Origin of the sequence: Nocardia sp. NBC_01377, from assembly GCF_045040005.1 — a bacterium.
GTDB lineage: Bacteria > Actinomycetota > Actinomycetes > Mycobacteriales > Mycobacteriaceae > Nocardia > Nocardia noduli.
On record NZ_CP109566.1, the window covers coordinates 3,417,261 to 3,437,928 of the forward strand.

Sequence of the window (20,668 nt, forward strand, 5' to 3'; positions counted from 1 at the left end):
TCACTGCCCAAGACCGCCGACTCCGAGCACATGCGCAGCAACGCCCGGGTCGACTTCGAGATCACCGACGGCGACATGGACCGACTACGGAACCTGCGAGCCCGCGACTACGGCGACGACAGCGTCTTCCCCGTTTACGGCGGCAAAGTGACACATTCCCCCCTCGCGACGCGGCTGACGGCCAGGGCCCCGACGGACTACTCGGCCGCAGACGGGCACTGGAATCCATCACCACGCCGAGAGCGGCTTTCACGCGGGAAACCCTGTGGGGTGGCGCGGCGGTCAACAGAAGACGCTGCCACACGTGCTGTGCGGAACGTGTGGCGGCTACGCCATATCCGTTGTTCTTTCGGCGGTTACGGGAACCTCGGCATCCTCCACCATCGCCCGGATATCGGGCAGGGTTCCGATGCGCTGCGCGGTAGGCCGGTTCGGTGCCGCGGCCTGCGGTGAACCGGTTTCCCGCAGCAAAGCACGGATTTCGGCCGGGCCGCGCATGCCCGCACCCTGTGCGCGAATGCCCTGGTAGCAGGCGATGGCGCCGACGACGATCGGTGACGCGCTCGAGGTGCCGCTGAACTGGTCGGTGTACCAGCAGTCTTCGTCGCCGCCGCCCTGGAGGTCACCGTAGCCGGTGGTGGTGACTTCCATCCCCCAGCCTTGACTGTCGACGCGGGACCCGTAGTTGGAGAACGCCAGACGTGAACGCGCGGGACCGTGTTCACGCCCGTGGGTGCCCGGCGGCGGCGCGCCCGCGCCGACGAGCACGGCCCCGGAACCCTCGTCGCCCGCGCGGAATGGGTTGTTCCAGTTCGACGGGAAATCGTCGGGCCGCGCGCTGTAGATCGTGTCGTCGAGATCTTCCCCGCCGTTGCCCGCGGCCTCCACCACGACGACACCGCGCGCGGTCGCGTAGCGGATCGCCGCGAGATCGTCGGGCCACCATTCGACGGCGATATACCCCGATTGGTCGGGCCGGTTCCGGAAGTTCCAGCGCGGGCCGGGGCGGTGCAGTTCGAGCAGGATGATGTCGCCGGGGGCGAGCGCGTCCGCTGCCGCCCGGATCGCCGAGGCCGAGCCGCCGCCGAAGATCGACACCGCCCTGATGGTGGCCTCCGGGGCGATGCCGGTGATGCCGAGGGCGTTGGCGTCTGCGCTGATCTCACCGGCGACCGCGGTTCCGTGATTGCGCCAGCCCGCGTCGGTGGACGGATTGCCGCCGATGACCCCGCCCTGATTGCCGGTGAGATCTTCGTGGGTGAACCGCCACGCCCCTTCGATGTCGATGACCCGAACGCCCGCGCCCCGGCCGCCGGGTCGCGTCCATGCCCACCGTGCGTCGACCCCCTGCGGCGCGGCTTCCAGATATCCTTGGCGCGCTTCGAAACTCGGGGTCACCGCGGGCGCTTCCGCGAAGGCGCGGCGCGCGAGCGATCCCGGCGCGATCGGCAGTTCGGCACCGGGTTTGATGTAGGCGCCGTCCACGGCGTCGTCCTCGCGCAACCGTTGCGCCACCTCCCCGAGGTCGGCGACGATATCGCGCACGGCGAAGTAGTTCAAGAACTCCGCGGCGACCGGTTCCTCGCCGGTGTCGGCGAGCCTGCCGCGCAGTCGGGCGGCGGGACCGAAGATCCTCGTCATCCTGGCGCCCGCGGGCAGTAGCGCCGACAGCCGGATCTCGGCGGCGACACTGTCGCGCAACACGTTCGGCGCGAGGGGCGCCGAGGTGCCGTGGGTGACCACGATCAGTTCGGCGGGGGCGCGCAGCGATCCCGGGACCGAGGGGGCCGAGCTACGAACCTGATCGGTGGGGGCCATACAGATAGTGAACCCGCTGCGTTCCGACGATGCCACTCAAATCGGATCGATGAGCACCCCGGGGTTGAGGATGCCCGCCGGATCGAGCGCCGCTTTCGCCCCGCGTAGTGCCGCGGCGAACGGGTCGGGGCGTTGCCGGTCGTACCAGGGTCGGTGGTCGCGCCCGACGGAATGATGGTGGGTGATGGTGCCGCCCGCGCCGTGGATCGCTTCGGAGACAGCGGTTTTGATGTCGTCCCACTGGGCGACCGTGTCGCCCCACCGTCCCGAGGCGTAGATGCCGTAGTAGGGCGCCGGACCGTCGGGATAGACGTGGGTGAACCGGCAGGTGATCACGCCACCACCGCAGACCCGCGCGATCGCCTGCTGGGCGGCCACGGTCACCGCCGCGTGCAGATTCTCGAATTCTGCCCAGGTACAGGCGGTTTCGAAGGTCTCGACGATCATCGAACGCCGGGCGAGCACATCGCGCTGGTAGGGCATGCGCAGGAACGCCGAGCGCCAATTGCCCGCGGCGTCGCCGGTGCCGGAATCGGAGCGGGCGCGGGTGCCGAGGACGAGGCCGCCGTGGTCGGTGGCGATGCGCGCCGCGCGCTCGAGCCACGCGTCGACCGGGTGGTCAGCGGATTCGAAGGCGAGCACCAGCAGTCCGCCGGTGACGTGGGTGTTCGCGTTGAGCAATGCCTCGGCCGGGTCGAGCAGTCGGCAATTGCTCGGATACAACCCGGCTTGGGCGATGACGCGGGTCGCGTCGACCGCGGCGGCGAAATCGCCGAACGACACCGACGCGGTGAGTTGCCAGCGTGGGCGTTGCCGCAACCGCATCCACGCTTCGGTGATCACCCCGAGCGTGCCCTCGGACCCGAGGAACAAACGATCCGGCGCGGGCCCGGCACCGGATCCGGGCAGTCGCCTGGACTGGCTGATCCCGGCCGGGGTGACCACACGCATCGATTCGGTGAGATCGTCGATGTGGGTGTAGAGCGTCGCGAAGTGACCGCCCGCCCTGGTGGCGAGCCAACCGCCGAGCGTCGAGAACCCGAACGACTGCGGGAAATGCCGCAGGGTCAGCCCGTGTGGTCGGAGCTGGTCTTCCAGTCTCGGCCCCAGCGCACCCGCCTGGATTCGTGCGGCCCGCCCGATCGGGTCGACCTCGAGCACCTTGTCCATCTCGGTGAGTTCGAGGGTGAGAACGGGTCCGTCGAAACGTGGTTCGACCCCGCCGACCACCGAACTGCCGCCGCCGTACGGAACAACGGCGATCCCGGCGCCCGCGCACCAATCGAGCAGGTCGATGACCTCCTGTTCCTCGCGCGGGCGGGCGACGAGGTCGGGTACATTGCCGATCTCGCCCCGCAGATTGCGCACCACGTCACGAAACGCCTTGCCGCGCGCGTGCCCGAGCCGGTCCACCGGATCCGCCGAACATCGCCGCGCCAACGAGCCCGGCGGTGTGATCCGAGGCGCGGGCACCTCGAGCGTGGCCGGGTCCGGCGGCGGATGGTCGGTCAGATCGTGTCCGGGGAGTAACGCCGAAATCCGCGCCACCAGTTCGTTCGTCTCGGATTCCGAAGCGGCGTCCTCGACAGTCCCCCAGCCCCACCACGATCGCGTCACGTCAACTCATCCTTTCCTCTTGGTCCGGTGCCGGAGTTTCCCGAATCTGTGACAGGGCCGGTCGAATTCACGTCGGTCGGCGTCGCACAGTGTCGGAGATGACCGCTGCGACGAACCTTTCGACGGCCGCGCCGGTCGGTGGACCGAGGTCGCGGTCGGTGAACAGGAGGTGGCCGCCGCCGACCAGGGAGAGGGTGAGCGAGTCGATGTCGGCGTCGGCCGCGATGCGGCCCAGTGCGCGCTCGTCGGTGAGGTAGGTGGAGATCGCGGTCGTCGCTTCGGCGAGGATCGCCGTGCCGCCGCCGGGTCTGGCACGGCGCAGTCGTGCGCGCAGCTCGTCACGGAAGGTGATGAGCGGAAGGATCGCGACGGGAACGGGCCCGAACAGAATGGTCAGCGCGCGGGTCAGATTGGTGGCGACCGTGTCGGTGCCCGCGCAGGTGCGCAGTTCGCCGGCCTGGGCCTCGAGTTGTGCGGCGCGGTCGAGCACGAGGTCGGTGAGGAAGTCGTCGAAGTCGGTGAAGTGTCGGTGCAGAACACCTTTGGCGCAGCCCGCTTCGTCGGTGACGGCCCGGCTGGTCAGTCCGTTCGGACCGTCGCGCAACAGGACGCGGTCGGCGGCGTCGAATAGTTGCTGCCGCGCGTCGCGTAGGTGCACCCCGGTCGGCACTGATGGATCCTTTCGTGCGTCGATTCCTCAGCATTATTGCTCAGTGGGCACACGCCCACTAAAGTGGGCGCATGCCCATACAGCCCCGACAAGGATCGGAACCATCCCTGCGGGAGGACCGACGCACGGCCGAATCGTTCGGCACCGACGCGCAGCGCTACGACCATGCCCGCCCCGGCTATCCCGAGGCATTGGTGGCCCGGATCCTCACCGATATCCCCGGGACGGACGTACTCGACGTGGGCTGCGGTACCGGCATCGCGGCCCGCCAGTTCCAGGCCGCGGGATGCACGGTGCTCGGCGTCGAACCCGATGTGCGGATGGCCGACGTCGCACGAGCCCACGATCTGCCGGTGGAGGTGGCGACCTTCGAGGGGTGGCAGCCCGGTGATCGGATGTTCGACGCGGTCGTCGCCGCGCAGTCGTGGCATTGGGTGGACCCGGTTGCCGGTACCGCCAAGGCGGCCGCCGTGCTGCGTCCGGGCGGACGGCTGGCGATCTTCGGACACGCCTACGAGCCTCCCGCCGAGGTGGCAGAGCCGTTCGCCGCCGCCTATCGACGGGTGGCACCGGATTCCCCGTTCAGCGGTCAACCGGCTCGACGCCTCCTCGACCTCTACCTCGCGGGGTACGCGAAAATCACCGACCAGATCCGCGAGACCGCGCAATTCGCCGAGCCCGAACAGTGGCGATTCGACTGGCAGCAGAGCTATACGCGCGATCAGTGGTTGGATTTGCTGCCCACCACCGGCGGCCTGACCCGTCTCCGTCCCGACCAACTCGCCGAGATATTCGACGCGGTCGGCGCCGCCATCGACTCGCTGGGCGGATCCTTCACGATGGAATACACCACCCTGGCCGCGACCGCTGTGCGCGCGAGCACGACTGTGTAATTCGTGTGGCGTACACGCGGTGGCTCAGTTCGATGACCGGGATGCCGAAAAGCGTTGAACGGGTTGACCGATGCCCGACAGGATGGGTGAGCCCACACCTCGCGGCGAGATCGAGCACGAGGTGCTGCCCGGGATCTTGCGTGCCTACCGGCTGGGTTCGGTCGGACGCTTCGCTGTCGGGCGTGGCGCGCTCGCCGAGCGGCTACCCGCATCCGGATATGACCCCGTCGGGTCGTATCGCACCGAGTCCAGGATCTATCCGACCGGATCAGGTTCGCGACGTGACTCGGCGAGTAATTCGTCGAGTTGACGTTCGGCGCGTTCGGCGCGTGCCAGTGTCTGGATGCGGGCGTCGTCGAGGGCGGTGATCCGTTGTGTCGCTTCGCCGCGCGCCCGTTCGAGGGCCGCCGCCGACTCCGCGCGCAGTGCGGCCAACTCGGAGGCGTGCTCGCGGCGCTGGTCGGTGAGTTCGGTGCGGGAGCGTTCGAGTTCGGCGCGTAGCCGGTCGATATCGTCGCGGGCTTCGGCCACGGCTCGATTCCGTTCGGCGACCGCCTGTTCGGCGCGTTCGATGGCCCGCTCGGAATCCGCGGCGCGCTGTACCGCGAGATCGCGTTCGGCGCCCGCGGCGGTGATCTGTTGGGCGGCTTCTCGCCTGACCTGCTCGATCTCGGTGTTCGCTGTGCGCCGCGCGGCTTCGACGTCTTCCTCGGCTTGTTGACGCGCTCGCGCGATATCGTCGCTCGCTTCGCGTCGTGCGGCCCGGACCTCGGCCTCGGCTTCGCTGCGTGCGGCGAAGACGTCGTCGGCGGCGCGGCGGGTCACCCGTTCGACTTCGCCCATGGCGTCATCGCGGGCCGCGTGCGCTTCGGCGATGCGGCTTTCGGCCTCTTCGGCCGCGGTCACCGCGTCTTCGGCCACGGCTTCGGCCGCGTCGCGGGCCGTTTCGGCTTCGCGCCGTACTTGTTCGGCGGTGACGGTGGCCATCTCGGCCTCGGCGATCCGCCGGGCGGCATCGGCCTGCACCGATTGCACCTGCTGTTCGGCGACGGACGGGTCGGCCAACGTGGACAGTTCCACGACCGCGGCATTCAGGTTGGTGCCGAGTTGTTCCGCGAGCGTGCGGAACTGCGCGAGCAGTTCGTCGGCGCGTAATCGGGCGACGGTCACCGGCCCCTGCAGTGTCACAGTGACAGTGGCGTCGCCTGCCTCCGACTCCTGCTGTTGGCGTTGACGTTCCCGCCATGCGCGCCATCGGGTGTGGTCGGGGTGATCACAGTATTCCGAGGGCCGCCCGGGGCCGCCGCCGCGAGTGATGGGGCGGACACAGCCGGGGTAGTTACATACGCTGGACACCGGAGAATCGTAGCGTTTGTTCCGTTGTATCCAACGGATCGACGCGCAACGAAATATGCGCGGTCGTAGGAACTCTCGAAACCGCTGATCGCGTTTCTGACCGCCGATAAGTGAACATTATCGGGGGTCAGGATCGCGACTCCCCCGTTCAGCGCTCGATTCTATTTCGTTTCGTTTGATCACACGCTACGTAACGTAACTGCCACGGATCATGACGAAAACTGGGGCCGGTGGTACGGCCGTACTATCCAGGGCTCGCGCGGTCTCGTGGGCAAGTTGATTCGTCCACCCGGCATACGCGCACAGACGGCACACCTCGGTATCCCCGAGTCCGAGTCACCGACGGCACTTCCCCCGCGGCGGTCCGCAAACGACCTGGTAGGCGCTGATCAGCTCTGGGATCATCGAGTCAGCGTTCGATATTGACGGCGATGGAAGGAAACGCGGATGAGTACGCCGCGGCGGTTCTGGATCGAGCTCGAACCGCAGGAGTACGCATGGTGGTGGCAGGGCATCGGCGTGACCGGATTCGACGTGCGAGATTGCTTGTCGATGGTGGCCGAGCTGTTCAGCGACGGACCGATGCCACCCGTGCGCCGAATTACCGTCGACATCTCACTGGCAGAACCGCTCCCGGTGAGTCGCCACTATCTCGGGGTCTCGGTGTGGCGCGGCGTGTGGTATCCACCCCGGAACCTCGAAGCCGGGCCGACCCGCGCGATCGACCGAAGAGGCGCGCCCGTCGACTACCCGACACCGACCACACGATCACGGCGAGCGCGGGCCAGTGAGACCCTGCGCACGAAGAACACGTGGTGGGACGAGATCCCGCACATCGACAACCTGCTGTGGCCGCTGGTCCAGAGGCAACACGCCGAGAACGGCCGGGGAATGCGACAGACCGCCCCGGTGGTGCGCAACCGCTGCGCTTCGGATCCGACCTACGGGGACATGATGCGCGAAGCCCTCGATTTCATGATCGCGTGGCAGCCGACACCGGACGAGTGGTTCGATCCGACCGATACCAGGTTCGCCGATCAGCGTGACCTGGACGAGTACCTGCGAGCCTTCCGCGATTACGTGTCGGGCGATCGTCCGGAGCCGATCTATCCTCCCGGCAGCGAACCGCTTTCCCCCGAGGAGGCGGCCCGGCGGGCGATGCGGGTCTTGGTCATCGATCGCCCGGAGCCTGACGATCTTCCCACGGATGAACGACTGTCACCCGACCCGCAACCACAACCGGACATTGACGAGTGATAGTGCTTCGTCTCCAGTCAGTTGACACTGCTCTGCCTTCGGGAAACTCGGCCGCCAACCAGCGCACCAGTGTCTCGGCGACCACATGCGGATCCATCCGTGCCGCGGCCGGAGTGTTGGGGCCACGTCGGTACGCGGCGGCGAGCCGGTCGGCGGCTTCGGCCAGCGAGCAGCCGTACCTCTCGCGTCGCACGAGCAGATGGTAGGCCGTGGTGCTCGAATCCCACGCTGGCGCTCGGGATGGCACGGCTGGTCGATCCGGGGTTTCCGGCCGACCTCGCGTCGTGGCACGACGCGCTGATCGGCTCCTACGAACGGCGATTGCTCGCCTCGCCGACCGCGCTGCTCGACACCTTTCCCGGCGAGGCCTATCCCACCGACGTGGCGGCCGTGGCCGCCGCGATCGCGGTGCACACCCGTGTGACCGGGGCCGATCACACGGGTGTGCACCGCGATCGCGACACCGGGCTCGTCGTGCAACGCATGGGTGTCGACGGGCGCGCGCACGACGCTCCACGCACCTCCGGCACCGGATTGGCGGCCTATTTCGCGGGTTTCGCCGATCGCGCGCTGCTCGAGGAGTTGGCGCGCGGGTTGTTTCGTCAGGAACGCAGTTTTCTCGGCTTCGGCCTCGGCCACCGGTTTCGCGCGATCCTGCGGCAGGTTCGCGTACCGGCGATCCTCGTCGTCCGACAACGGCGGGCGGCAGGCGATTCCGGCGGCGGACCCGTCAGGCGACGGCGGCGCCGAACCAGGTCGGCAGGTGTTCGAGCAGATCCTGCTGGTCGTCACCGACCCAGGCGACGTGGCCGTCCGGGCGTAACAGCACGGCGGGCGCGTCCAGTTCCTCGCTGACGTCGGCCACGTGATCGACGCGGTCGGCCCATCCGGTGACCGAGAGCTGTCCGGTCTGGTCGAGCAGGAGCCCGCGGCCTCGGTGGGTCATGTCGTAGAGCCGTCCGCGTTTCAACCCGATGTCGCGCAACCGTTTACCGAGCAGTTCGTGTCCTTCGCCGAAGTCGTAGCGGATCGCGGTCGCGGTGATCTTCTCGGTGAGGAAGCGGTTGACATCCTCGAAGTCCATCAGCTCGGCCACCAGTCTGCGCACCGCCTGGGCGCCCGGGTCCAGCGACATCAACTGCATCTGCGCGCGGGTGTTCTCCAGCACGCCCGCGGCCACCGGACGCCGTTCGGACTCGTAACTGTCGAGCAGTCCCTCCGGCGCCCAGCCGTCGATCGCGGCGGCGAGTTTCCAGCCGAGATTGAACGCGTCCTGGATGCCGAGGTTGAGGCCTTGGCCGCCGGTCGGCGGATGGATGTGGGCCGCGTCGCCTGCCAGCAGCACCCGCCCGCCGCGGTATCGCTCGGCGAGCCTGGTCGCGTCACCGAATCGGGACAGCCAGCGCGGTGAATGCGCGCCGAAGTCGGTGCCCGCGACCTCGAGCAACTGCTGTTTGAGTTCATCGAGGGTCGGGGCGACGGTGCGGTCCTCGGCGACGCCCGCGGCGGGCACGCCCACCCGGTACATCCCGCCCTCGAGCGGCATCACGCCGAAACGCAACTGGGTCTTACGAACTTCGGTCATCACCGCGTTGATCGTGTCGAACTCTTCGGTCAAGGCGACCTCGGCCAGCAGCGTCTCGACCCTGCTCGGCTCACCCGGGAAATCGATGCCGAGCAGTTTGCGCACCGTGCTGCGACCGCCGTCGCAGCCGACCAGATAGCGCGCGCGCAGTCGGCTGCCGTCGGCGAGTTCGACGGTCACCCCGGCGTCGTCCTGATCCAGGCCGACCAGTTCGCAGCCGCGGCGGATCTCGACGCCGACTTCGACGGCGTGTTCGGCCAGCAGTCGATCGCTGACGGTCTGCTGGATGCCGAGTACGTACCCGTGCGCGGTATCGAGCCGTTCGGGCTGCGGTTTACGGATACCCGCGAAGAACCCACCGAGCGGGTATCGCGTGCCGAGGGCGAGGAACCGTTCCAGCAGTCCGCGCTGGGCCATCACCTCGATACTGCGCGCGTGCAGGCCGAGCGCGCGCACGATCTTCGTCGGTTCGGCGTCCTTCTCGAGGATCAGCGTCCGCACGCCGTGCAACCGTAACTCGGCGGCGAGCATCAACCCCGTCGGTCCGCTACCGGCGATGATCACGTCGACCATGAATTCCCCATTCGGCTAGATGTGTCATTCCGCTCCGCCGGTCCCGTTCGACCGCGTTCACGTCACCGCATTTCGGCAGGTACCGGCTTCGGCTGGAGATTGTGCATCACCACCGGGGTCTTGCCGCAAGGCCCCGGGTCCGCTATATATTGAAAGTGGAAGAGAGTGTTTTCCCTCCTTCTCCTCACTCGAACTTCCGAGCATCCGCGAACGCTGTCGATCACCGTGGAGATCACCACGGCCGACGACGATTCCTCGCACAACCTGTCACAACTTCCGTTCACGCGGTGTCTTGTGCCCGAACCCCTCGGACACGAAGGAGACACCAATGACCGAGAACACCGATGTGGTCGTCGTCGGCGCCGGATACGCGGGCGTGCTGGCGGCCAATCGCCTGACCCAGCGTGACGACGTCACCGTAACCCTGATCAATCCGCGTCCGATCTTCGTCAACCGGGTCCGGCTGCACCAACTGGTTGCCGGATCACACGAGGCGGTCGTCGACCTCGCGGAGATCCTGTCCGATCGGGTGCGGTTGGTCGTGGATACCGCGACCCGTATCGACGTGCCCGAGCGCGCGGTGACCACGACCGACTCCGGCCCCATCGGCTACGACTACCTGGTCTACGCGGTGGGCAGCGGCAGCGCGGACCCGGACGTGCCGGGAGCGGCGGAGTTCGCCTACCCGATGGCGACGTGGGAGGACGCGTGCCGGTTGCGTCCGGTCATCGAGTCGGCGTCCCCGACAGCGGCGGTGACCGTGGTCGGCGCGGGCGCCACCGGCATCGAGGTCGCCGCGGAACTGGCCGAGCAGGGACGCCGGGTGAACCTGGTGTGCGGCAGGGTCCTCGGGCCCTACCTGCATCCTCGGGTGCGTCGTTCGGTGGCCGGACGGCTGAGCGCACTCGGTGTCGCGATCCTCGAAGGTCCTGACGCGCAGGTCACGGCGGTGACCTCGGAGTCGGTGCGGCTCAGTGGCGGGCACACCCTGTCGAGCGCGGTGACCATCTGGACGGCCGGTTTCGGTGTGCCCGACCTGGCCGCGCGCAGCGGATTGAGCACCGACGCCATCGGGCGGCTACGCACCGACGAGACGCTGACCAGCGTGGACGATCCGCGCATCGTCGCGGCCGGGGATTCGGCGGCACCGTCGGATCTGCCGTTGCGGATGAGCTGCCAGACCGCGCGTCCGCTGGGCGCGCACGCCGCGGACACGGTGCTGGCACGGATCGCGGGCATGCGACCCGCCGTCATCGACGTGGGTTCGTTCGGCCAGTGCATCGGCCTGGGCCGTCACGCGGCCACGGTGCAGCTGGCCTCCAGGGACGACATCGCCAACCGGTTCTCCCTCGGCGGTCGCCTCGCCGCGCGTATCAAGGAGCACGCCTGCACGAACATCGTCGAGGAGCTGGCCGACGAGGCACGCGACCCCGGCTCGTTCACCTGGGCGATCAAGGACCGCAAGCGAGCGCGACTGCTCGACGACGCGACGGCCCGAGCGAAGGCCGCTCGCTGAAGAACAGCGCCCACTCCGGCGCCCCCCGACCCGGATGCGTGAGCCCCGTTGTCCGACAACGTCTCACGCATCCGGCCGGGGCCCGAACGAGACCATCACCACCGACCCGCCACTGCGATGACGGGACGGATCGACTCCGGGAGAACCCGACATGATGCAATGCCAGCAGGCCGTCGACAGCCGACGCGAACCGCCGAGCGAAGGGGCCGTGCAGTGAACGACCACACCACCGACCCGTCCACCGAGATCTTCCTCGCGCACCGCAACCTGCTGTTCACCGTCGCCTACGAGATGCTCGGATCGGCGGCCGACGCCGAGGACGTGTTGCAGGAGACCTGGCTGCGGTGGGTGAAGGTCGACCTGGATCAGGTGTCGGACCGGCGCGCCTACCTGGTGCGGATCACGACCCGCCAGGCCCTGAACCGCTTGCGCACCATGGCGCGCCGCAAGGAGTCCTATGTCGGGTCCTGGCTGCCCGAACCGCTGCTCACCTCACCCGATGTGGCCGAGAACGTCGAACTCGCCGAGAGCGTGTCGATGGCGCTGATGCTGGTACTCGAGACGCTCTCCCCGACCGAGCGCGCGGTCTTCGTCCTGCGCGAGACCTTCGATTTCGGCTACGACGAGATCGCGGCCGCGCTCGACAAGACCCCGGCGGCGGTCCGCCAGATCGCCTCGCGCGCCCGCAAACACGTCGATGCCCGCCGCCCACGAGAAGTCGTCTCCCCCGGCGTGATTCGCGCGGCCCTCGCGTCGTTCCAGCGCGCGGTCGAGACCAGGGATATCCAGGGGCTGCTCGACGTGCTCGCACCCGAGGTGGTGCTCGTCGGTGACGGCGGCGGTATCAAACAGGCGGTACTGCGCCCGATCCTCGGCGCCGACAAGGTCGCCCGCCTCATCATCGGCGGCCTCGGCAAGTACCCGGGCGAGCTCACCGCCGCCCCGACCGTGGTCAACGGCAACCCCGCCCTGCTCATCCGCCTGGACGACGAGATCGACGGCGTGATGGCCATCCGCGTCGACGACGGCGGCATCACCGGCCTCTACTACGTCCGCAACCCGGAGAAACTGACCCGCATCCGATCGGAGACCTCGCTCACGCTGCGCTGAATATCTAGCTGAATATCTATCGGAAGGCGGCGACGTTGCGTGCCGCCCATTCGGCGAAGGTTCCCGGTGCCCGGCCGAGCAGTCGTTCGACATCGGGAGCGACGCGCTGTTCACCGGGTTTGGGCGAGCCGAGGATGTCGAGGGTGTTCTCGACGATCGGCTCGGGCATGAACTCCACCATGTGCGCTTTCGCCTGCGCGCGGGACAGTTCCACGAACCGCACCGGCTCCCCGAGCGCCGCCCCGATATCGGCGGCCTGCTGCCGCGGCGAGATCGCCTCGGGCCCGGTCAGGTCGTAGGCCCTGCCGCCGTGTCCGTCCTCCAACAAGGTCACCGCGGCCACGGCGGCGATATCGGCCGGGTCGATGACCGGCAACCCGACGGAGCCGAACGGCGCGGCGATCATTCGCTCCGCGCGAACAGTCCCGGCCCATTGCCGCGCGTTGGACGCGAAACCGCCCGGTCGCAGCATCGTCCATTCCACCCCGGCCCGCTCGACGGCGTCCTCCATCTCCGTGCCGTGCGTCCCCGTGCCCACCCCCAGCGAGGACAGCAGGACGACCCGTTCGACACCCGCGCCGCGCGCGGTATTCACGACCGCCTCGACATCCCCGCCGTCGGAGACGAAATCGCCCGACGTCAGCAGGAACAGCGCCTCGGCGCCGTCGAAGGCCGAGCCCAGGTCCTCTCGCCGAGCCAGGTCGACTCGACGGACGGCGACACCGTCCGGGACATCCGCGGATGTCACCGACCGCGAGATCGCCGCCACCCGCTTTCCCGCGTCCACCAACGCGCGCACCAACGGCTGTCCGACATTGCCGGTTGCTCCGGTCACCACGATCATTTTCGTTCGCCTCTCTTCGCCTGTTCGGTCGACGCGAACGTTACTATCATCGGGATACTAGGTACCTAGACGAAAGTAATGGGAAATGAGTGATTCCGCGGCGAACAGCCAGGTGGCGTGGCCGATGTCGACGGGGGTCACGCCGGAGAACGCGTGTCCGATCGCCCCGGTGGTCGATGTGGTCTTCAGTCGCTGGACCACCCCGATCCTGTGGGCGCTGCACCAGTACGGGCCGCGGCGATTCGTCGAGTTGCAGCGGCTCATCGCCTCGATCACCCCGAAGGTGCTGACCCAGCGGCTGCGGCAACTCGAACGCGACGGACTGGTCGTGCGCACCTATTACGCCGAGGTGCCGCCCCGGGTCGTGTACGAGATCAGCGATCTGGGACGCAGCCTGTCGCCGCTGTTCGCCGCACTGGCCGACTGGTCACGGAATCTGGACGAGGTCGAGCGCGCGCGTCGAACCTACGACGCCAAACCGCTGACACGACCGCGGCGTTGACACCGCGCGACGGCGAATCCACGGCATAGTCTTACTGACGACATGGCCGGATCGGGTGGGTGAGGTGGATCGCGTGGGTGAGCGGGACGCGGTGGTCGCGGTGCCGGAATCGGTGCGCACCGAACTGCGGCGCGGGGTGCGCAGCGTGCTGGTCGATGCCGCCGCGTTGCGTCTGGTGCGGGAACGATTCGACGATGTCCAGGCCGCGTCGCTGCGACGATATCTGGAAGCCTCGCAGTCGGCGAATACGTTGCGCGCCTATCGAACCGATTGGATCGCGTGGGCGGGCTGGTGCGCGGCCGAAGGTCGCCAGGCATTGCCGGCCGACGCCCTCGATGTCGCGGTGTATCTGGCCGCGGCGGCGGACGCGCGGCGCGAGGACGGCCGATGGGCGTTCAGTCCGGCCACGCTCGAGCGCAAATCGGCCGCGATCGCCGCGGTGCACGCGGCCAACGGTCTGGCCTCACCGACCCGAAGCGATGTGGTCCGGTTGACCCTGCGCGGTATGCGGCGCACCCGTCGCACACCGCCGACGCGTAAACGTCCCGTGCTGCTGCACACCCTCGACCAGTTGCTCGCGGGACTGCCCGAATCGGGATGGCCCACCGAACCCGCCCGCCGCAGAGACGGACTCGCGTTGCTCATCGGCTTCGCGGGCGCGCTGCGCCGCAGCGAACTCGCCGCCCTGCGCATCGCCGACGTCCGGGTGAATCTCGACCACACCACCGGCGAACCGGTACTGATCGTGCACCTGCCGACCACCAAGACCGATCCGACCGGCGCCGCCGAACAGCGGGTAGCGCTCCCGCGCGGCACCCGCCCGCGCACCTGTCCGGTCTGCGCGTTCGCCGACTGGATCCGATTGCTCGAAATCCATGCGGGAAAAGGGATCTCGGGACTGCGCTCCTGGCTGGCGACGACACCGGGATCGGACGCGGCCATCCACCGATGCCACGGATTCGCCGGAACCACCCTCGCGGACCTCACCGAACTGCCCCTGTTTCCCACCATCACCCGCCACGGCACGATCGGGACCGAGGCGATGTCGGGACGCGCGGTCGCCGAACTGGTCAAACGATATGCCGCGCGCGCCGGACTGGATCCCGCGCTGTTCTCCGGACATTCACTGCGCGCCGGTTTCGCCACCCAGGCCGCGCTCGGCGGGGCGAGCGACCGCGAGATCATGCGCCAGGGCCGCTGGTCCAATCCGCGCACCGTGCACGGCTACATTCGCACCGCCAACCCGCTCGAGGACAACGCCGTCACCAAACTCGGCCTGTGACAGGCGAAATACGCGCGCTCAGACCTTCATCCGATCGTCGTAGACCGAGGCGAGGTCGCGCAAGGCCGTCGCGCAGTCGCCGCTGTAGCTCGATCCGTGCATGATCGCCAGCGTGGTCGGGCGCAGCAACGCCAGCCGATACAGGGTGGCGGGCACGGCGGGGCCGAGCGATGTGGCGTGGAAGAGGTCCTCGGCGACGGTGGCCGGTTCGACCAGGTCGTCGTCGGTCAGCGCGGGTCCGTCGCCCAATTGCGTCATCAGGTCACCGCAGAACAGCACGCCGGTGGTCTGCTCGTAGAGCACCCGTGCCTCCCAGTTGTGCGGCGCGTGCGGGGTGTCGAAATGTTGCACCCGACGATCGCCCAGGTCGATCACCTCGCCGTCGGCGAGCCGTCGCGGCGGCCGGTCGGCCATATCGTCGATGGAGACCATGCATCCGAGTTCGCCGTGTGCCACCTGCGCTCGCGGTGCGACGGCGAGGAACGAATTCATCGCGCCGCATTCGTCGGCTTCCACGTGCCCGAAGGTGATCCAGCGCAACTGCTCTACGGGCCGTATTCGCTCGATCGCCGCGCACACCAGCGGGAACACCGCACGCATGCCGGTGTGGAACAGCAGTGGTTCTTCGGCGTCGACGAAGAACTGATTGAAGGTGAATCCTGTCGGTCCGATCTCGGGAACGCAGGTGGAGATGCGATAGATACCGTCTGCGATCTCATCGGTGTGGGTTTGCATGACTCAGTCCCGTGATAGTGCCGCCCCCCGCATCGAAACCACGCGCAACCTCGCAGTTTACTCCCGACACCGACCCGCCGGAAGCGGTCAGGACGCGCCGGCGGACCGGCGCTGGATCTCCTCGCGCCATCCCGCCGGATCGCGCACGTACCAGGCGGCGCTGTCGGCGTCGAAACTCCCACGCAGCAGGTCGCGGCCGACCGATTTGCCCGCGCGACGCATCCCGGCCAGCGCGAATCGGGCGACGAACACCACCACCGCGAGCACGACGACCACGATGACGATCACCATCGCGATGATCCATCCGGCACTCATGCGGCGCAGTGCAACTTCGCGCCCCGGCCGTCGCCGAACGCGACTGCCATAGGCTGGACGCGAACACCGGTGTCGGCCGGACCGGAGGAGGAATTCGATGACGCGCCATGATGATTCCGGACCTTCGGGCACTCGCCGACGCCCGATCGGATTGGGCAAACGGGCCTGGGTCACCACCCATCTCGTGCGCAGGCTGCTGCGGTTTCTCGCGTGGTCGCGGTTCGTGCGGGTCACCGTGATCGATCGCGAGATCGTTCCTGCGAAGGGCGCGGTGCTGGTCGCGAGCAATCACCTCTCGATGGTCGACGCGATCTTCCTGTGGGGCGCGCTGCGCCGTCGGGCCATGGCGGTCGCGATGGCCGAGTTGTGGACCTGGCCGGTCGTCGGACTGTTGGTGCGCCGACTCGGCCACATTCCCGTGGTGCGCCGCGACGCCGAATCGGGCCGCAAGGCGCTCGACGCGGGCGAATGGGTCCTGCGCCACGGCGGCATGCTGCTGATCTATCCGGAGGGCCGCTGTGTGCCGCCGGGCGAGACCGAACCCTACAAGCCCGGTGTCGCCAGACTGTCCATGGCGACCGGCGTCGCGATCGTCCCGGTCGCCACCACCGGCACCGACGGACTTCTCCCGCTGCGTGGGCACTCCGGATCGGGGCCGCGGGTCAACCGCAGGCATCCGGTCACCATCCGATTCGGCGAACCGATCGATCCCGGCGAATTCGAGTCCGTCGAGAAACTGCTCGACCATCTGCGCACCCGGATCGAGTCGTTGCGCGCGGAGTCGTCGCGGACCGGTCCATCACCTGCCGAACAGCCTCCCGGACCCTCGCGCGACGCGTGATGGTCACCCTGTTGCCTGAAATTCGCTGTGTCGACACCCGATCCTCGAATTACATTTGGATAACCGCATGACCTGGAGCTGCTCTAACGCGCCCGAAGTTTGCCAGTAGAGAAATTCTGAGACCATCCGGCTGGTTTCGAGGCTTCGTTTCGAGGTACGTTTCTCTCGGCCCCCCTGGCCGCGCCGACAGCGTGACCAGGCCAACCAAGCCCTATGGACGGCGGTGCAGGCTCTAGTCTTCACCTCCGCCGCGGCGGCCACCACGTTCGGCGCCCAGCGCACCGAGTGCTGGGTGGATGTGCAAACGGTTGGAAGGATGGTCATGAGCGCTGGTTTATCCGAGTCGGTTACGACCCATATCACCTCGTCCGACTTGCTTTCTACCGATCACGTAGGCGAACGGTTCCGTATCGCGATGGTCGTTCCGCCGTATTTCGACGTACCGCCCAAGGCCTACGGCGGGGTCGAGGCCGTCGTCGCGGATCTGGTCGATTCCCTGGTCGCGCGGGGCCACGATGTCACCCTCATCGGAGCGGGCGAACCGGGCACCAAAGCGAAATTCGTTCCCGTGTGGGATCGCGCGCTACCCGAACGTCTCGGCGAGCCGTTCCCCGAAGTCGTCCACGCGCTGAAGGTGCGCCGAGCCATCGAGAAGCTCGCCACCACCGACGGCATCGACCTGGTCCACGATCACACCTTCGCCGGACCACTCAACGCCCCGGCCTATTTCGGGCTCGGACTGCCGACCGTGCTCACCGTGCACGGCCCGGTGCAGGGCGACTGCTACACCTACTACCGCGAATTGGGCGCCGAGGTGTCACTGGTCGCCATCAGCGACCGGCAGCAGGAACTCGCCCCCGACCTGAACTGGGTCGGCCGCGTGCACAACGCGCTGCACGCCGACCAGTGGCCGTTCCAGGCCGAAAAAGGTGACTACGCACTGTTCCTCGGGCGATTCACCGAGGACAAAGCGCCACATCTGGCCCTGCAAGCCGCACACGAGGCTAATATTCCTCTGGTGCTGGCGGGTAAGTGCAGCGAAGCCATCGAGAAGGCGTACTTCGAACGTGAAGTCCGTCCGCTGCTCACCTCGAACGACTACGTCTTCGGGCTCGCCGACGCGACGGCCAAGCGCAAACTGCTTGCCAACGCACGGTGCTTGATGTTCCCGATTCGGTGGGAGGAGCCGTTCGGCATGGTGATGATCGAATCCATGGTCTGCGGAACGCCGGTCGTCGCCCTGCGCGGCGGCGCGGTATCCGAGGTGATCGTCGACGGCGTGACCGGCCGCATCTGCGAGGACCCGTCCGAGTTGCCCGCCGCCATCGAGGAGGTGCGCGGCATGGATCCCGCGGCGTGCCGCGCCCACGTCGAGGCCAACTTCGGTTCGGGCACACTGGGCCGCGGCTATGAGCGGGTCTACTCCCAGCTCCTGCGCGGCCGCAACAGGACTCGCATGGCACGCCTGGACAAGACGGTGCCCATCCGTACGGTGGCGAGCGAACGCGTATGAGCCCTGATCCCGGGACGGCACCGGACCCCGCGACGCCGAATCAGGCGCCCGCCCCCATGAACGCGGGCGAGCCGACCGGACTCGGCGGTTGCGGTGGTTCGGTGACCTTGGTCGAAGGCGGCACCTTCTGTCTGTCGAACCGGCTCGGCGACGTCGAGCCGGGACGCCCGCACGGGCTGTTCTTCCGGGACGCCCGAGTGCTGTCCCGGTGGGAACTGCTGGTGGACGGTAAACCCGCGGAATCGCTTTCGGTTCTGAGCCCCGAGGCGTTCACCGCACGCTTCGTGCTGCGCAGGCCGCCCCAGACGGGGTATGCCGACAGCACCCTGCTCGTCGTGCGGGAACGCCTGATCGCCGACGGCATGCACGAGCGGCTCACGTTAGAGAACATGGGCCGCGAGCCGACGGCGGTCGCGCTCGAACTCCACGTCGACGCCGATTTCGTCGATCTCTTCGCGGTCAAGGAGGGGCGTGCCGGGCACGCCCGCTCCGATATCACCGTCGCCGAAGGCGAACTGCTGCTACACGACCGGGTGGATCGGATGCGCGGCATCTCGATCTCCTCGACCGTCGAACCCGCCGTGCTGCCCGGCACCCTGCACTGGCGGGTGGTCGTGCCACCCGGAGGCCGCTGGCACACCGAGATCATCGCCCAACCGACGGTCGGCAATCAGCACACCCTGAGTCCGTCGGGGTCCAGCGAGAACAACGGACGCAGCGCGCCGTGTCGCAAGATCGCGGCGTGGCGTGACACGGCGACCAAGATCATCGCCACCGATCCGACGCTGACCCAGGTGCTGCGCCGGTCGGAAAGCGATCTCGGCGCGCTACAGATCCACGACGAGACCGGCGACGGCCGCCCGTTCGTCGCCGCGGGCGCCCCCTGGTTCATGACCCTCTTCGGCCGCGACAGCCTGCTGACCGCGTGGATGACACTGCCGTTGGAGGTCGACCTCGCCGTGGGCACCTTGCAGCAACTCGCCGAACTCCAGGGCCAGGACCTCAACCCGCTCACCGAAGAAGAACCGGGCCGCATCATGCACGAGATGCGCCGCGGGCCCGCGAGCGGTCAGGTCCTCGGCGGCGACACCTATTACGGAACCGTCGACGCCACACCGCTTTTCGTCATGCTCCTGGCGGAATCGCATCGGTGGGGCGCCGATCCGGAGGCGATCCGAGATCTGCTTCCCGCCGCCGACGCCGCCATCTACTGGATCACCGAACACGGCGACCGCGACGGCGACGGTTTCGTCGAGTACAAACGCGCCACCGACCGCGGCCTGATCAACCAGGGCTGGAAGGACAGTTTCGACGGAATCAACGACGCGGCAGGACATCTCGCCGAAGCGCCGATCGCGCTGTGCGAGGTCCAGGGCTATGTGTACGCGGCTTACCTGGCGCGCGCGCAACTGGCCGAGGCGTTCGATGACACGCGCACCGCGGGACTGATGCGCGAACGCGCCGCCGAATTGCGGGTAAAATTCGCCGAGCAGTTCTGGTTGCCCGAACGCGGCTGGTTCGCCGTGGCCCTCGACGGGACCAAACGCCCCGTCGACGCACTGACCAGCAATGCGGCGCAATGTCTGTGGACCGGCATCGTCACCGACGAGCACGCCGAGGAACTGATCGAACGGCTGTCCGGCGAACAGATGAACACCGGCTTCGGAATGCGCACCCTCGCCTCGTCGATGGGCGCGTACAACCCGATGAGCTATCACTGCGGTTCGATCTGGCCGCACGACACCGCCATCGCGGTCGCCGGACTGCTGCGCTACCGCCACCTGCCGGGCGCGGTGGACCTCGCGACGAAACTCGCGGGCGGATTACTCGACGCGGCAGCGTCTTTCGGCGGCAGACTGCCGGAGCTGTTCTGCGGTTTCTCCCGCGAACAGTTCCCGGTCCCGGTGCCGTATCCGACATCGTGTTCGCCCCAGGCGTGGGCGAGCGCGGCACCCCTGCTGTTGGTGCGTTCGTTCCTCGGACTCGACCCGGATGTCCCCGGACGCACCCTCACCGTCCGCCCCCGGGTACCGCGGGGATGGGGACGCATCAAACTCAGCGATCTGCGGCTGGGGTCGGTGACCGTGGATCTGGAAGCCGAAGGCGACCAGGTCACCACGGCACGCGTGCCCGACGAATGGCGATTCGTGACGCAATGACCCGCGTCGCGTTCGCACCGGTCACGCCGCACGAAACACGACACAGGACACCATCACGCTCCACCGACATGCGGGTTGGAGA

Annotated in this window: 17 protein-coding genes; 9 read left to right on the top strand and 8 right to left on the bottom strand. The window is 68.0% G+C overall.

The features are described 5' to 3' along the window. Positions 1–327: 327 nt before the first annotated feature. From OG225_RS15795 to OG225_RS15805, 3 genes are all read right to left on the bottom strand, one after another. Positions 328–1,818, bottom strand: coding sequence for a S8 family serine peptidase (locus tag OG225_RS15795; RefSeq protein WP_405182336.1), 1,491 nt, complete (start codon positions 1,816–1,818; stop codon positions 328–330). A gap of 36 nt (positions 1,819–1,854) precedes the next feature. Continuing rightward, complete coding sequence (locus OG225_RS15800) at positions 1,855–3,435, bottom strand: FAD-binding oxidoreductase (RefSeq protein ID WP_405182337.1); 1,581 nt, start codon at positions 3,433–3,435, stop codon at positions 1,855–1,857. Positions 3,436–3,502: 67 nt separating this feature from the next. Beyond that, positions 3,503–4,105, bottom strand: coding sequence for a TetR/AcrR family transcriptional regulator (locus OG225_RS15805; RefSeq protein WP_405182338.1), 603 nt, complete (start codon positions 4,103–4,105; stop codon positions 3,503–3,505). A 71-nt stretch (positions 4,106–4,176) separates the two neighbouring features. On the opposite strand from OG225_RS15805, the gene OG225_RS15810 reads away from it, so the two are divergent. After that, complete coding sequence (locus OG225_RS15810; RefSeq protein WP_405182339.1) at positions 4,177–4,998, top strand: class I SAM-dependent methyltransferase; 822 nt, start codon at positions 4,177–4,179, stop codon at positions 4,996–4,998. A 255-nt stretch (positions 4,999–5,253) separates the two neighbouring features. On the opposite strand, the gene OG225_RS15815 is transcribed toward OG225_RS15810, so the two are convergent. Continuing rightward, on the bottom strand, positions 5,254–6,186 hold the full coding sequence (locus OG225_RS15815; RefSeq protein WP_405182340.1) for a hypothetical protein: 933 nt from the start codon (positions 6,184–6,186) through the stop codon (positions 5,254–5,256). A gap of 615 nt (positions 6,187–6,801) precedes the next feature. Between OG225_RS15815 and OG225_RS15820 the strand changes: the two genes are divergently transcribed. Further along, positions 6,802–7,611 carry a hypothetical protein gene (locus OG225_RS15820; RefSeq protein ID WP_405182341.1) on the top strand — a complete coding sequence of 270 codons (810 nt, stop codon included), beginning with the start codon at positions 6,802–6,804 and terminating at the stop codon, positions 7,609–7,611. Between the two features lie 730 nt (positions 7,612–8,341). On the opposite strand, the gene rox is transcribed toward OG225_RS15820, so the two are convergent. Next, positions 8,342–9,769, bottom strand: coding sequence for a rifampin monooxygenase (gene rox, locus OG225_RS15825; protein WP_405182342.1), 1,428 nt, complete (start codon positions 9,767–9,769; stop codon positions 8,342–8,344). Between the two features lie 328 nt (positions 9,770–10,097). Here rox and OG225_RS15830 point away from each other — a divergent pair, with 328 nt between their 5' ends. Together OG225_RS15830 and OG225_RS15835 are read left to right on the top strand one after the other, a co-directional pair. Then, positions 10,098–11,285 carry an NAD(P)/FAD-dependent oxidoreductase gene (locus OG225_RS15830; RefSeq protein ID WP_405182343.1) on the top strand — a complete coding sequence of 396 codons (1,188 nt, stop codon included), beginning with the start codon at positions 10,098–10,100 and terminating at the stop codon, positions 11,283–11,285. A 159-nt stretch (positions 11,286–11,444) separates the two neighbouring features. After that, positions 11,445–12,395, top strand: a complete 951-nt coding sequence (locus tag OG225_RS15835; protein ID WP_405182344.1) for an RNA polymerase sigma-70 factor — start codon at positions 11,445–11,447, stop codon at positions 12,393–12,395. A 16-nt stretch (positions 12,396–12,411) separates the two neighbouring features. Here OG225_RS15835 and OG225_RS15840 read toward each other — a convergent pair whose 3' ends face one another. Continuing rightward, complete coding sequence (locus tag OG225_RS15840) at positions 12,412–13,239, bottom strand: NAD(P)H-binding protein (RefSeq protein ID WP_405182345.1); 828 nt, start codon at positions 13,237–13,239, stop codon at positions 12,412–12,414. Between the two features lie 85 nt (positions 13,240–13,324). Here OG225_RS15840 and OG225_RS15845 point away from each other — a divergent pair, with 85 nt between their 5' ends. Together OG225_RS15845 and OG225_RS15850 are read left to right on the top strand one after the other, a co-directional pair. Beyond that, a complete protein-coding gene (locus OG225_RS15845; protein ID WP_405182346.1) occupies positions 13,325–13,741 on the top strand; it encodes a winged helix-turn-helix transcriptional regulator in 417 nt (138 codons plus the stop codon). Between the two features lie 73 nt (positions 13,742–13,814). After that, positions 13,815–15,023 carry a site-specific integrase gene (locus OG225_RS15850; protein ID WP_405182347.1) on the top strand — a complete coding sequence of 403 codons (1,209 nt, stop codon included), beginning with the start codon at positions 13,815–13,817 and terminating at the stop codon, positions 15,021–15,023. An 18-nt stretch (positions 15,024–15,041) separates the two neighbouring features. Here OG225_RS15850 and OG225_RS15855 read toward each other — a convergent pair whose 3' ends face one another. Together OG225_RS15855 and OG225_RS15860 are read right to left on the bottom strand one after the other, a co-directional pair. Next, positions 15,042–15,758: an MBL fold metallo-hydrolase gene (locus tag OG225_RS15855; protein ID WP_405182348.1), complete on the bottom strand. Its 717-nt coding sequence runs from the start codon at positions 15,756–15,758 to the stop codon at positions 15,042–15,044. An 87-nt stretch (positions 15,759–15,845) separates the two neighbouring features. After that, entirely contained in the window at positions 15,846–16,073 is a 228-nt protein-coding gene (locus OG225_RS15860) for a hypothetical protein (protein ID WP_405182349.1), read from the bottom strand. Positions 16,074–16,170: 97 nt separating this feature from the next. Between OG225_RS15860 and OG225_RS15865 the strand changes: the two genes are divergently transcribed. The 3 genes from OG225_RS15865 to OG225_RS15875 all read left to right on the top strand — a co-directional run bounded on the left by OG225_RS15865 (position 16,171) and on the right by OG225_RS15875 (position 20,586). Further along, the gene (locus OG225_RS15865) at positions 16,171–16,914 is read left to right on the top strand and encodes a lysophospholipid acyltransferase family protein (protein WP_405182350.1); all 744 of its coding nucleotides are present in this window, start codon (positions 16,171–16,173) and stop codon (positions 16,912–16,914) included. Between the two features lie 415 nt (positions 16,915–17,329). Beyond that, positions 17,330–18,427, top strand: a complete 1,098-nt coding sequence (locus OG225_RS15870; protein ID WP_405182351.1) for a glycosyltransferase family 4 protein — start codon at positions 17,330–17,332, stop codon at positions 18,425–18,427. 56 nt (positions 18,428–18,483) lie between these two features. Beyond that, positions 18,484–20,586, top strand: coding sequence for a glycogen debranching N-terminal domain-containing protein (locus tag OG225_RS15875; protein ID WP_405183281.1), 2,103 nt, complete (start codon positions 18,484–18,486; stop codon positions 20,584–20,586). Positions 20,587–20,668: the final 82 nt, after the last annotated feature.